This is a genomic window from Pseudoalteromonas sp. MMG012 (assembly GCF_018100875.1).
GTDB classification, from domain to species: Bacteria; Pseudomonadota; Gammaproteobacteria; order Enterobacterales; family Alteromonadaceae; genus Pseudoalteromonas; species Pseudoalteromonas aurantia.
Genome location: NZ_JAGJEF010000024.1, coordinates 1 through 13,111, shown reverse-complemented (window position 1 = coordinate 13,111; position 13,111 = coordinate 1). Strand labels below are relative to the sequence as shown.

General features: G+C 42.5%; 9 protein-coding genes. 2 read left to right on the top strand and 7 right to left on the bottom strand.

Annotated features, from left to right (window positions below):
• Positions 1-111: 111 nt before the first annotated feature.
• From glmS to J8L97_RS10300, 6 genes are all read right to left on the bottom strand, one after another.
• Entirely contained in the window at positions 112-1,932 is a 1,821-nt protein-coding gene (gene glmS / locus J8L97_RS10325; RefSeq protein ID WP_211049380.1) for a glutamine--fructose-6-phosphate transaminase (isomerizing), read from the bottom strand.
• 75 nt (positions 1,933-2,007) lie between these two features.
• A complete protein-coding gene (locus J8L97_RS10320; protein ID WP_192509125.1) occupies positions 2,008-2,775 on the bottom strand; it encodes a DeoR/GlpR family DNA-binding transcription regulator in 768 nt (255 codons plus the stop codon).
• A 286-nt stretch (positions 2,776-3,061) separates the two neighbouring features.
• Positions 3,062-3,358 carry a DUF6482 family protein gene (locus J8L97_RS10315; RefSeq protein WP_211049377.1) on the bottom strand — a complete coding sequence of 99 codons (297 nt, stop codon included), beginning with the start codon at positions 3,356-3,358 and terminating at the stop codon, positions 3,062-3,064.
• Positions 3,359-3,491: 133 nt separating this feature from the next.
• Positions 3,492-5,903 carry an ABC transporter permease gene (locus J8L97_RS10310; protein ID WP_211049374.1) on the bottom strand — a complete coding sequence of 804 codons (2,412 nt, stop codon included), beginning with the start codon at positions 5,901-5,903 and terminating at the stop codon, positions 3,492-3,494.
• An 81-nt stretch (positions 5,904-5,984) separates the two neighbouring features.
• Positions 5,985-6,686 carry an ABC transporter ATP-binding protein gene (locus tag J8L97_RS10305; protein ID WP_192509128.1) on the bottom strand — a complete coding sequence of 234 codons (702 nt, stop codon included), beginning with the start codon at positions 6,684-6,686 and terminating at the stop codon, positions 5,985-5,987.
• Positions 6,687-6,721: 35 nt separating this feature from the next.
• Positions 6,722-7,981: an HlyD family efflux transporter periplasmic adaptor subunit gene (locus J8L97_RS10300; protein WP_211049469.1), complete on the bottom strand. Its 1,260-nt coding sequence runs from the start codon at positions 7,979-7,981 to the stop codon at positions 6,722-6,724.
• Between the two features lie 253 nt (positions 7,982-8,234).
• Here J8L97_RS10300 and J8L97_RS10295 point away from each other — a divergent pair, with 253 nt between their 5' ends.
• Together J8L97_RS10295 and J8L97_RS10290 are read left to right on the top strand one after the other, a co-directional pair.
• A complete protein-coding gene (locus J8L97_RS10295; protein ID WP_211049371.1) occupies positions 8,235-9,638 on the top strand; it encodes a sigma-54 dependent transcriptional regulator in 1,404 nt (467 codons plus the stop codon).
• Between the two features lie 39 nt (positions 9,639-9,677).
• Entirely contained in the window at positions 9,678-11,009 is a 1,332-nt protein-coding gene (locus J8L97_RS10290) for an ATP-binding protein (protein ID WP_211049368.1), read from the top strand.
• 62 nt (positions 11,010-11,071) lie between these two features.
• On the opposite strand, the gene J8L97_RS10285 is transcribed toward J8L97_RS10290, so the two are convergent.
• Positions 11,072-13,111 (bottom strand): AMP-binding protein (locus J8L97_RS10285; protein ID WP_211049365.1); only part of this gene is annotated, 2,040 nt, incomplete at its 5' end.

Sequence of the window (13,111 nt, the reverse complement as noted above, 5' to 3'; positions counted from 1 at the left end):
AAGAGCTTACTCAATGAAAGAATAAGCTCTAAAGATTAGGTTTGATTATAAATATTAAGTATGTATATCTTTATTGTTCACCCACAAAAAAAGGCGCTTTCGCGCCTTTTCTTATTCTACTGTAACCGATTTAGCCAAGTTTCTCGGCTGGTCAACATCGGTGCCTTTAATCACCGCGACGTAGTACGACAGGAGCTGTAATGGAATTGTATATACAACGGGTGCTATCGCATCTTCTACGTGGTTTACGTTAATAACCCGCATGGTATCATCTGATTCAAACGCGGTGTCTTTGTCAGCGAATACATAAATAATACCGCCACGAGCACGCACTTCTTCAACATTCGATTTTAGCTTTTCAAGCAGCTCGTTGTTGGGTGCCACCACAATAATAGGCATATCCGCATCAATCAAAGCCAATGGGCCATGCTTTAATTCACCTGCCGCGTAGGCTTCAGCATGAATATAAGAAATTTCTTTAAGTTTTAATGCGCCTTCCATCGCAATCGGGTATTGCGACCCACGACCTAAGAAGAGTGAATGGTGTTTATCAGCAAACTCTTCAGCCAATGCTTCAATGTCTCCTGCCAGTGTCAACGCTTCTTCAAGCTTGTTTGGTAGGGTTTTTATCGCATTGATAATCTCACTTTGATCTCGGCCTTTCTCTTGCGCTATCGATGCAGTTAGCATCAATAAGCCAACAAGTTGCGTAGTGAATGCTTTGGTAGAAGCAACCCCTATTTCAGCACCCGCTTTGGTCATAAAGGCCAAATCGGATTCACGCACCAATGAGGAGCCAGGTACGTTACAAATGGTCATTGACCCCATGTAACCTTGCTCTTTGGCTAAACGCAGCGCTGCCAACGTATCAGCGGTTTCACCCGATTGTGAAATCGTCACAAGTAAGCTATTTTCGTGCACGAACGATTGACGGTAACGAAACTCAGAAGCAATCTCTACGTTACAGCTCACACCGGCAAATTGTTCAAGCCAATAGCGCGCCACCATCCCCGAGTGATAAGAGGTACCACAAGCAATAATTTGTACGTGTTTTACGTCTTTAAAAATTTGTTGGGCACTGGCGCCAAACGCATCAACTGTCACACGGTCATTTTCAATACGCTCTTCAAGGGTATTACGTACTGCCAATGGTTGCTCATAAATTTCTTTGAGCATGTAGTGACGGTAATCACCTTTACCTGACGCATCTTGGGTAATATTTGATTCAACCACATCTCGTTCAACCACGTTGCCAAGACTATCAAAGATTTCCACAGTATCACGGGTAATACGTGCTACATCACCTTCTTCTAAAAAGATAAAGCTGCGCGTCACCGGCAGTAAAGCCAGTTGGTCAGATGCGATGAAATTTTCACCCAGACCAAGGCCAATCACCAGTGGACTACCTGAGCGCGCAACAATCATTTCATTATCATTTGCTTTGTCAAATACTACGGTGCCATACGCACCTTCCAGCTGTTTCACGGCCGCACGTACCGCATCTAACAAACTATCGTGTTGCTGGCGCAGTTGATGGATTAAGTGCACCATTACCTCGGTATCCGTCTCTGATAGAAACTCGTAACCATCGCCTTTTAATGCCGCACGCAATGGCGCATGGTTTTCAATAATACCATTGTGTACCAATGCAATTTCATCATTGGAAATATGCGGGTGGGCATTAGCCTCTGTCACGCCACCATGCGTAGCCCAACGCGTATGTGCAATGCCCGTAGTGCCTTTTACGTTCGCATCTCGTAAAGCGCTTTCAAGGTTTACCACCTTACCCACCGCTTTTACGGTGTTTAATACGCCCGCAGTACTTAATGCTACGCCTGCAGAGTCATAACCACGATATTCAAGGCGCTTTAAGCCTTCAATTAAAATTCTATTTACTGGGCGTTCAGCAACAGCCCCAACAATGCCACACATACTCTCTCCATTTAATTTTGCACGCTAGTGTGATGTTAATTGCACTGCCACTGTTAATGTATGACAGCGCATGATTTACACCTCGACACAGATCAGTTGCACGCCACACGCCTCAATCACTTGGCGGTCTTTTTCTGCCAAGTTGTTGTCGGTGATTAAAGTGGTGACTTGATCCCAAGGTAGTTCCAAATTTGGTATTCTTCGGCCGATTTTGTCAGACTCAACCATCACCACCACTTCACGTGCCGCCTCTGCCATCACTTGGCTTAAGCCCACTAGCTCGTTGAATGTTGTGGTACCTCTTTCAACATCGATGCCATCGGCACCAATAAAGAGTTGGTCAAAATCATATGAACGTAATACTTGCTCGGCCACCTGCCCTTGAAATGATTCCGAGTGCGGATCCCATGTACCACCAGTCATCAATAAGGTTGGTTCATTTTCTAAAGAAAGCAAACGCTTAGCCACATTAATTGCGTTAGTCATCACCACAAGCCCTCGCTTATTGCCTAGCTCTGGGATCATGGCCGCCGTCGTACGTCCGCTATCGATAATAATCCGATTATGGTCTTTAATGAGATTGGCCGCAGCTTTGGCGATTGCCAATTTGCGAAGGGAATCCTGTTTGTCGTTGCTTTTTGCAACAATTTCTTGTGGCAATGCAATTGCACCACCATAACGGCGTAATAACAATCCGCTTTTTTCAAGTGCAGTTAAGTCCTTTCGAATCGTAACCTCAGATGTTTCAAACTCCAAGGCGAGTGCCTCCACACTGATCTCACCTTGGCTATTTACCAAGTTCAGTATGGTGTGGCGGCGCTGCTGGGTGTTTCGTTTGGTCATGAATACCACCTAAGTTTCGATTCGAAATTTAGGTGCATTTTAAACGAAACTTAATAAATTACAATACTTGCTTTTTAGTGACCGCTCTTTTCATCATCATTCGGCACATTTTTTCTTCCATAACCATGGCAACACACCATAATGACTCGTTCCGTTATCTACCTTAATGTGACAAAGCAAGTTCAATTTTACAGTGCTCTGCCGTCGCACTACCCGCTATTTCATCATACGCGTTTTCTTCCATAACCATGACAACACAACATAATGACTCGTTCCGTTATCCCCCTTAATGTGACAAAGCAAGTTCAATTTTACAGTGCTCTGCTGTTGCGGTACCCACCATTTCATCATACGCGGTTTCCATTTCTAATGTCGCCTTGGTAGCCCCCAACTCAACAAGGTGTACTTCCGCTTCTCTGAGTGAATTAAAAGTAAGGGTGTTGCCTTTTTTATCGGATGACAAGTGATATTCGCCGTTACCATCAAGTCCCCCCGCCAAATAGTGATTAGAATCTGCATAGCTTAATATAACCGCGTTTAAATCCTGAAGCTTAAAATGGTTTTTTAACTGTCTACTTTGCATATATCACCCAATTATTTTGTTTACCTGTTAATAAAACGCGCCTAAGTGACGAAACGCTCACTTTTCGCTCAATTTATTTTCCTGAAGCAAGAAAAAAGGCGCCGAAGCGCCCTCTAGTAGGAAGTCAGTACGCTTATTCGTATCGTAAAATCAACGAAGGACGCGTATTTGCCGCTTTGAATGCAAGGCTCGCAACGGTCAACCAGGTAATCGCAACAACACTCAGTGTAGCGACTCCATATATCCAAATTGCTTGGTCAATCCGTTCATTAAAGTTATTTAACCAGTCACCCATTAACCAATACACCAAGGGAACCGCAATAAGACCACCAATGCCTACAATGGCTAAAAACTCTTTCGACAATAAGTTCACGATGCTAATTCGAGAAGCGCCCAGTACTTTGCGTACTGCCACTTCTTTTTGACGACGTATCGTCGCAAAAGATGCCAGCCCTAAAATGCCCATACAAGTCAAGATAACCGCAAGGCCGCTAAAAATCACCACGAGCTGCTGCATCCGATGTTCATTAATATGTGCCCGTTTGTAGTCATCTTCGATTAAGCTAATATCAACCTCTGTGATTGCCAACTCTCTAATTACAATTCTTTGCGCCTCTTCCATGATTCGCGCTTTGTTAGCGCCTGGGCTTACTTTAATCACAATAGATGCCAATGGATCTTGAGCGCTTGCAACATTAACTGAAACAGGTAGCTGCTGCTGTCGTGCTGAGCCAATTTTCACATCCTTGATGATACCCACGACTTTTGCTTTGCCTCTGCCACTTTGCGTTGCCAGTGTTTGTCCAACCAGCTCTGCAGGATTAGCATAGCCCGCTTGTTTAGCTAAACTTTCAGACAATAAAACAGAGAATGAACTAATGCCTTGCTCGTCGGTTGCCATCCAATCGCTCGCATATTGTGGTGAGAAATCTCGCCCGGCAACAAGTTCGAAGCCTAAAGTCTCAGCTGCATGGAACCCGGTTGAAATTGATGGTTGAGTGCCTCTAAGTCGCTCACCATTAGGCCAAACTAAAAATAACTCTGAGGTCATATCATGTGTTAACAGTGTATTTGACTGTGTAACTTGTTCAACACCATTTAACGCTTTTAATTGGCTCATAAGACGATTATCATTCGCTTGATAAATCGCTTCAGTTGGTAGGTTTTTAATAATCACTCTATCTGTTTTGCTGTAGCCAACGGGTAAATCACCGATCAATGCCATTTGTTTGTATACCACGATAGCAGCGACAATCAAGGCAACAGATAACCCACCTTGTAGCCCGAGTGTGAGCTTGCGAACCCAAATGGCTGTTTTTCCTCGTTGCAAGTCACCGCTCAATACGCGCTTAGCGCTAAATGACGAAATGAATAGTGCTGGGTACAAGCCTGATAACAGACCAATTAATATCACAACAACCGCCACTAATACTAAAAATAGTGGTGAGAAGCTTAACGATAAGCTGCGCTCAAGTAATTGATTTGCTGACGGGATCATTAGTTCAACTAACACCAGTGCAATAAGGGCTGCAATCATCACGACAAACATGGATTCAGTTAAAAATTGAGAAATAAGTTGTGGTTTACTCGCTCCAAGCGCTTTTCTTACCCCAACCTCTTTGGCGCGCTTTGCTGCACCTGCGATATTTAAATTAATAAAGTTCACGCTGGCAATCAGCAACAATAAAACGGTTAATGCAATACACACTTGCATCACCAATGATGAACCTCCTTGCTTCATCTCAAATGGACCACTGCTATTGAAATGTAGATCCTGAAGTTTATTCAGAGTCAAACCAAGTTGTTTATGGCGGCCGGTCGATTTTTCACGCATATTTTCTACCATATCAGCAACGATTAAATCCGGATCGGCATCTTCAGCTAAACGTAAATATACATAACCACGGATCGGGCTATTTAATACCGTTGGAATAGCAGCCAATGTATCAAATACAAAGTGCGTGTTGTCAGGTAAGTCAGCAAATACAGCGGCAATTTCATATCGCCCTTGTTCATATGACAAGGTTTGCCCTACCGAGTTCTCATTACCAAATAAACGAATCGATTCAGCTTGGCTAATCGCCAATTGCCCAGGTCTCGTTAGCGCTTTATTTAAATCACCAAAAAGTACTTCTAAGTTAATAAAATCCAGTAAATTTGATGATGCAACTAACACATTACTCAACCGAGCAGTTTCACCTTTAATCGTTACATCGAGGATCATTGGTTCAGCAAAGTAACTGAGACTATGTGCATCTGTTAAAATTAACGCATCTTCCACTTGCGTGTGACTAAGCATTTCCAGCGCCAAATCTGAATCAGACGCAGCTATCATCTGTAGACCCCAAGGGCGATAATCAGTATGAACGCGGTAGACGCGATCTGCATTTGGATGCTGACTATCATATGATAATTCATAGGCCGCGAACAATGCGACCATAATGGCAGCCGCTAAACCAATACTAAAGCCCAGTAAATTCAACATGAAATGTTGAGTGTCTTGCTTGATGGACCGAAGCGCGGTTTTAAAATAGTTAAATATCATTTTCAATTTCCTTCTTCATACTGCGCCTTTGACTAACTAAGCAATGGCAACAGACTCATATATACTAAAACGTATATACTGCTACGCAGCCCCTGATACAGTGACAACCTCATTCGCTTTATCGAGTATCACTTGACCATCAAGTAAACGCACTAAACGGTCTGCGTAGGTGCCTTCTTTTTCTGAGTGAGTCACCACAATCACAGTTGTACCTTCACGGTTCAATTCACGCAGCATCGTCATCACTTCTTCGCCATTTTTCGAATCTAAGTTACCCGTCGGCTCATCGGCAAGGATCAGTTTAGGATTAATAACCAAGGCACGTGCCACCGCGACACGTTGTTGCTGTCCGCCAGAAAGTTGTTGTGGCAGGTGGTCTGCACGATGGTCAATCGCGACGCGCTGTAAAATAGCTTCGACTCTTTGCTTTCTCTGCGCTTTAGAAATATTTTGATATTGTAAAGGCAGCTCCACATTCTCATAGACGGTCAATTCGTCAATAAGGTTAAAGCTTTGAAAGATGAATCCAATTGACGCTTTACGTAGTTCGGCTAATTGTTTTTCGCTATAACCGGCGATATCTGTTCCCGCAAACTCAAAGCGGCCTCCAGTTGGGGAGTCTAGCATGCCCAAAATAGACAATAGCGTTGATTTACCGCAACCTGACGGCCCCATAATGGCTAAGAAATCACCCTCTTCAACCGTTAAATTAATACTATTGAGTGCTGTTGTTTCAACGTCTTGCGTTCTAAAAACGCGGCTTAAATTATTTAACGTAATCATATTTCTGTCCTTAATTCGGTTCACTTACACTATTTTTATTGTTGTATGTTCAGATGTTCAGCTTTATCAAAACTACCGTAGCTTGATGTGATCACCTTATCGCCTGCCTGTAAACCGGCCAGCACTTCAAAGTAATCTTGATTTTTTTTACCTATACGAATGTCGCGTCGCACAGCTGAATCACCCGATTCGGTAAATACATAGGCCCAATTACCGCCGGTACTGGTAAAAAAAGCACCGCGATTAAGTAACAAGGCATCTTGTTTATTGCCGCCTAACATTAATTCAACCTCGATGCTCTGACCTCGTTTGATACTGTCAGTGCCAGTTGGCAAATCGACTTCAATTTGAAACTGTGATTGCTGTACGCGACTGTCTATTTTACTCACTCCAGCCTCTACTATCTTGTTGTCAATCTGAACCATCACTGGCATATCTCGTTGAACTTGATTTAAGTAAAACTCATCTAAACGTACCACAAGCTTATATTCATTAGGAATATCGACCTGACCAAGGCGAGCACCCCTGCTTTTTGACTCGCCAATCTCGACATCTAGCTCACTTAAGTACCCTGTGACTGGTGACTTAACCAACAAATTGTTTAGGTTATTTCTCGCAAACTGGAGGTTTTTTTGCAGCATTTTAGCACTGTCCTCCAACTGTGCGACTTGCACTTCACGTATCGAGTTTTCTTGCTTTTGTCTCTCTAGCGTCAGTTCTTTACGCGCCTTGTAATAAGAGAGATCATCCTTGATCTCAGAGAGTTCATCCTTGGCTAATACACCTTGTGAAACAAGGGAGTTAGACTGTTTATATCGACGCTCTAAGTGACTTATCTGCAAATCAATTTCAAGAATATCTCGACGCAAATTCAATCGATTTGTTTCCATATTCATTTGCGTATTACGTAAAAAATTCAATTGCTCTGTCACCTGAGCTTCACGACCCATCACATCTAATTGCAAATTCGTATTGCTTAAACGAACCAAGGGTTGTCCTTTTTGCACAAATTCACCTTGCTCCACCAATCGCTCCTCGACTTGGCCTCCAGCTATCGTATCAAGATAGACGGTTGTTTTTGGTACCACCTGACCTCTTAAGCTTAATGCATCTTTAAACGCGCCTTGACGCACAGTACTCACCGTAATACTTTGCTTTGATACTTTTTGACTGCGCCCTTCAGACCCCGTTTGACTAAACCCATAAGCCACGGCAGTCACACTGAGCACGGCTGCAACGATTGCCCCTTTTTTAAAATGCTTTTGTAACCCTGAGCGTTCTATTTTTTTATCCATCATTCAATTCCTGCTGATATTTTTTACTGGCCGCTGATAACGGCATATGCAGTAGGTAATCCAAATTTCATGCCAAAATAAAAACAAATAAATATCAACAACTTACCAATTTAAGATTTAATTTCCTTCATTAGGTGTCCGATAATAGAACACTACAACAATTCATCAGTGCCCAAAAATGGACATCCCATACTTAAACCAAGTAGTATGACGCTAAGCTAAGCTCACATAAAAACACAAAACAGGATCATTCATGAAGCAAGCGGGCTCTATTTTAGTTGTTGACGATAATCCGGATATTTTGATTGCAGCGCGACTCCTTTTGAAACAACATTATCAAGTTGTAAAAACAACAGATAACCCATTCGACATTGAAGGCATTATCAAGTCACACACAATTGAAGTTATTCTGCTAGATATGAACTTTACCCAAGATGCAATCAGTGGCAAAGAGGGATTTTATTGGCTAAAAAAAATCATCGCACAAGACCCTCGCATTGTTGTTCTTTTAATGACAGCTTATAGCGATATTCAACTTGCTGTAGACGCAATAAAAGCGGGCGCATCTGACTTTATTGCTAAGCCTTGGCAAAACGAGCAGTTGCTAGGCGCCGTCACTGCCGCATTCGCACATGCACAAGATAAGCAAAAAGTAGACAAACTCACACGACAAACACAAGGATTAAATCAAGCGCTGAGCCAAAGTAAGAAAAGCGCCACATTTGATTTTTTAGGCCAAAGTGCCGCGATGCAACAGGTGTTTTCTACCATACAAAAAGCCGCACAAACCGATGCAAATATATTGATTTGTGGCGAGAGCGGCACCGGAAAAGAACTTGCAGCACAAGCAATCCATCAAGCCAGTTTACGTCACGAAAACCCATTAATTAGTCTCGATATGGGGGCTATTTCCGGCAATATTTTTGAGAGCGAATTATTTGGTCATAAAAAAGGCGCATTTACGGATGCCAAAACAGACAAAGTTGGTCGATTTGAGCTTGCCCATGGCGGTAGCTTATTTTTAGATGAACTGGGGAACTTGCCTCTGGCGCAGCAAGCAACACTCTTAGCTGCCCTGCAAAATAGGCAAGTGACACCGGTCGGTGGTACAAAACCCATCGATGTCGATATTCGTTTGATCTGTGCAACCAATGATAATCTCGCTGATGCCGTTAATGAAGAAAGATTTCGCCAAGATTTATTATATAGAATCAATACGATAGAAATCCGGATCCCCCCTTTAAGGGAACGCATAGACGATATACCTCTACTGGTAAATTATTATTTAAAACACTATGCGCATAAGTATAAACGCGAACTCAGCATCAACGCTTCAGATATGGATGCACTTTGTCAGTATCCTTGGCCGGGAAATGTACGTGAACTAGCACATGCAATTGAGCGCGCCGTAATTTTAAGTGATGCGGATATGCTAGATATAGGGACTGTCGTAGGCCAAACTCCGACGTTAGAAAGCTCTCAAGCAAACACATCGCAGTCCACTACAGAATACGATACATTTGATTTAGAAGTTTTAGAGCGACGCGCAGTGCATGCCGCATTAAAGCACTATCAAGGTAACGTCAGTCATACCGCAAAAGCATTAGGCTTAACGCGCGGTGCTATGTATCGCCGTTTAGAAAAGTATGATTTATAAACGCATTCTCAATAAGGCATACCCAAAGGAACTCTCAGCATGATCAACACAACTTCCAACTCCATGCTTATCTTAGCCCTAAACCTTACAGGTCTATGCATCTGTGCTAGTGCGTTAACTTACTTGTATATACAATATGGGTTTTCTGCAACATGGGTACTTATTTTACTCGTTGCCTTATCTTTAAATGGATATATATTCTCATTATTTCAAAAGCACAATAAACGCTTAAGTCATGTAATAAAAGCACTCGCAAATGGCGACAGTACTCTCGGGCTAGGTGTGCGAGATCCTATGAGGCAACACTTTGAAAAAGTTAAAAAACAAATGCAATCCGCTCGCTTTAATGCAGAACAACAAGCACAGTTTTTACAAGCACTTTTGGTGCATGTTGATTTGGCTGTTTTGGTCTGTGACGATCAGGGAAATATCATAGAATCTAACCCAGCATCGGCTAAACTATTGGGTATATCGGCCAACCATTTGTCGCAACTTCAACATCTTGGCCAACTTGTTTTAGCAACGAATAAACGCCTTCGTAGCAGTGCACAATGGCAGCAAGGTGAGCAGCAAGATACCTTGTCTATACAAGTAAGTGTTGCTGAAATACAAGGACAAATACGTAAGATTATTACGTTACACTCAATACATGATGCGTTGCTCCTAAAAGAGCAACAAGCCTATAAGCGATTAACACAAGTACTAACTCATGAAGTAGCAAACTCAATCACCCCATTATCGTCAATTGCTCAAACCTGCCATAGCTTGATACCAGACTCACTGACATTTACGGACCAAGAAGATAAACAAGATCTCAGTTTGGCGCTAAATACATTGGCATCGAGAACCAAGCACTTAGGTGAGTTTATTGAACGCTTTAGAAATGTGAGTAGTTTACCCAGTCCAACACTTGCACCATTACAGCTACAACCGCTACTAGAGCAAATAGTCTCACTACACAATAGCCAGCTTACTCAACATCACATTACTTGCTCAATTAGTATCAAAACATCGCAATTGATCATGTTAGACCTTGGGCAAATAGAACAAGTGCTGATCAATTTGTTTAAAAATGCCATTGAGGCCATAAAAATTGCCGAACAAAATTCATCAACCTCAAGCGAAGAGCGTTTGATCACAGTCACTTTAGACCAAAACAATGCTCAACAAGTATATGTTGAAATTACTGATTCTGGTTTAGGTGTCGCCGAGCATGTTAGAGAGATGATATTCGTGCCATTTTTCACAACTAAACAACAAGGTTCAGGTATCGGCCTTAGTTTATCAAGACAGATTATGGTCAACCATGGTGGGGATTTAGTTTATGTTACACGGGAAAAGGGCGCCTGCTTTCGTTGTATTTTTGGTTAAACGAGCAAGGCAAAATTAAAGAACGTGCGTGCTCATTAGATTCAATGAGCACGCAAATTTATTTAATTATTACAGCCTATTACAATAAAGCGAGATAATTCCTCCTGTTTTAATATCCCTTTATGATCAGTATCTATCGTGATTGATTCAATGTTGTTCGCACTATGCTGTGCCATATAGTCATTATACGCTTGTAAACAATAAGGTGATGCGCCAGCATAAGCACCTCTTAATACCACACCGCTCGCCACAGTCGGGACATAATTATCAAACCAATTTGTTTGCCTTTGAGCCAACAAATTAACGCGATCTAACAACTCACTATCAATAGCGTCATCTTTTGTATGACACTTATTCTCTACGGGGGTTACATGGCATGATTTAACCATTTGTATTGATTGCTCAAAATAAACATCAACAAAGGTAAGCTCTACTTGAAAACCATTACCACGAAGCATATTGGCAGCTTCTAAAGCCAGAACTCCACCAAATGAATGACCTACCAATTGAATCACCATATGTGGCTTAACGGTTGTCGCAATCGCTTCAGCAAGCTGCTCTGCATTTTCAGTGAGGGTTTTAAAGGGCTGCAAGCCATCGAGCAAGCCTCGATGTGGACAGCCATATACATTAATATTATGCGATGAAAGCGTCGAGGCTAACCAAGCAAAATCATGTTCAGTGCTTGCCACACCCGGTATTAAAAATACCGACCTATGGTGCGCTTGAATGTCCGACATCGCTCGGATTAATGCACCGTCAGCTTGCAATGATTTACCATCACATAATCGCGCCATAGCCTCAATGGTCACAGTACTAAAGAGATCATTGAGTGAAATCTCAACCCCAAAACGCTGCTTCATTTGCGCGCACAGACGCAACATTAACAGCGAGTGGCCCCCTATTTCAAAAAAGTTTGCCGTGGTGCTAATACCCACCGCTTCAATGCCTAATAATTCAGACCAAATCTCAACCAGCCCTAGTTCGATCTGTGTTTGTGGGGCAACATAATCACCTTGTAGCGTGGCACCTTTGGGGGTTGGCAGCGCCCGTTTATCTACCTTGCCGTTTGGCGTCAACGGCCATTCATGCACCACCATCAAGACACTGGGTACCATATATTCTGGCAATTGCTCAGTTAAAGCGCTCTTTACTTGCTTCATAAATAACATGTGTTCTTGTGTTTCAAGTCGCTCCGAGGGCTGAATATAGGCGACTAATTGTTTACCACCGGCCACCATTTTCGTCATCACTAGGGCTGACTCAACTTGTTGCTGCTGCACTAATTGTGCTTCGACTTCACCAAGTTCAACCCTAAATCCACGAATTTTGACTTGATCATCCGCACGACCAATGAACTCTAACGTACCGTCGACTAAATACCTTACCAAATCTCCCGTGCGATATATTCGTTGTGAACTATGTGGATCATTAGCATTAAAATAGGGGTTTTCAATAAACTGCTCTGTTGTCAGTGCTGCGCGATTTAAATAACCTCGAGCCAACCCATCCCCCCCAATATATAACTCCCCAACAGCACCAAAAGGGACAAGCTCAGTATTCAAATCAAGTATCAGTAATTGATTGTTAATATTTGGTTGCCCGATAGAGACCGTGCTACATTTTGCATCTGCTTCAGACGTACAATACGTTGACGCTGTAATCGTTGCCTCTGTTGGGCCATATGTATTCATGAGTTGAACATGACGACCCAGCTTTTGATAATGGTGAGATACTGTGGATGGTGTTAATGCCTCACCCCCAACAATGACTAACCTTATAGATGTGTTTGTAAAGACCCCTTTATCAACCAATAATTGCGCCCAAAATGCCGTGGGTAAACTAACTACAGAGACTGTATTCTGCGTGCAAAAACTGATAAATTCTTGTAATCCTTGTCTGCACTCGTCATTACTGATAACTAATCGGGCTCCCTGACACAATGTACCAAAGAACTCTTCAACAAAGATATCAAAGCAAATATTTGAAAACTGCAACACAGCATCATTATCATCGACATTATAAGTTTCGCGAATATGCTCTTGGTAGTTAGCTAAAGCACGATGCTCGATCATCACCCCTTTGGGCTTACCTGTCGAACC

Excerpts from the sequence above, each read along its gene's own strand:
- glmS (WP_211049380.1), bottom strand. The coding sequence starts at position 1,932 with ATGTGTGGCATTGTTGGGGCTGTTGCTGAACGCCCAGTAAATAGAATT.
- J8L97_RS10320 (WP_192509125.1), bottom strand. The coding sequence starts at position 2,775 with ATGACCAAACGAAACACCCAGCAGCGCCGCCACACCATACTGAACTTG.
- J8L97_RS10315 (WP_211049377.1), bottom strand. The coding sequence starts at position 3,358 with ATGCAAAGTAGACAGTTAAAAAACCATTTTAAGCTTCAGGATTTAAAC.
- J8L97_RS10310 (WP_211049374.1), bottom strand. The coding sequence starts at position 5,903 with ATGATATTTAACTATTTTAAAACCGCGCTTCGGTCCATCAAGCAAGAC.
- J8L97_RS10305 (WP_192509128.1), bottom strand. The coding sequence starts at position 6,686 with ATGATTACGTTAAATAATTTAAGCCGCGTTTTTAGAACGCAAGACGTT.
- J8L97_RS10300 (WP_211049469.1), bottom strand. The coding sequence starts at position 7,981 with ATGGATAAAAAAATAGAACGCTCAGGGTTACAAAAGCATTTTAAAAAA.
- J8L97_RS10295 (WP_211049371.1), top strand. The coding sequence starts at position 8,235 with ATGAAGCAAGCGGGCTCTATTTTAGTTGTTGACGATAATCCGGATATT.
- J8L97_RS10290 (WP_211049368.1), top strand. The coding sequence starts at position 9,678 with ATGATCAACACAACTTCCAACTCCATGCTTATCTTAGCCCTAAACCTT.